This is a genomic window from Cognatundibacterium luofuense, assembly GCF_018139685.1.
Taxonomy (GTDB): Bacteria; Pseudomonadota; Gammaproteobacteria; order Burkholderiales; family Burkholderiaceae_D; genus Undibacterium; species Undibacterium luofuense.
Map to the genome: position 1 here is coordinate 1 of NZ_JAGSPN010000545.1, position 297 is coordinate 297.

The following is a 297-nucleotide window of genomic DNA, read 5'->3' on the forward strand; positions in this document are numbered from 1 at the left end:
GCGCACGGCACTGGACGAAGACTAGCTTATCATCCAAAATATGGCTATTTTTTTAATTTAATAGCCATTTCATGTCACGCGCCCAACGTCTACTGGATCTGATTCAGATATTGCGCAGTCGTCGCCTGGCTGTCACAGGCACGCAGCTCGCGTCTGAACTAGGCATTAGTTTGCGCACTCTGTACCGGGATATCGCAAGCCTTCAACAACAAGGTGCACCCATTGAAAGTGAGCCTGGACTCGGTTACGTGTTACGCCCTGGTTTCATGCTGCCCCCACTGATGTTTTCAGAGGAAG

General features: G+C 50.2%; 1 protein-coding gene. It reads left to right on the forward strand.

The window, feature by feature from the left end; genetic code table 11:
• Positions 1 to 71: 71 nt before the first annotated feature.
• The coding region (locus KDM89_RS21595) for a helix-turn-helix transcriptional regulator (RefSeq protein ID WP_212689831.1) at positions 72 to 297 on the forward strand (226 nt) is incomplete at its 3' end.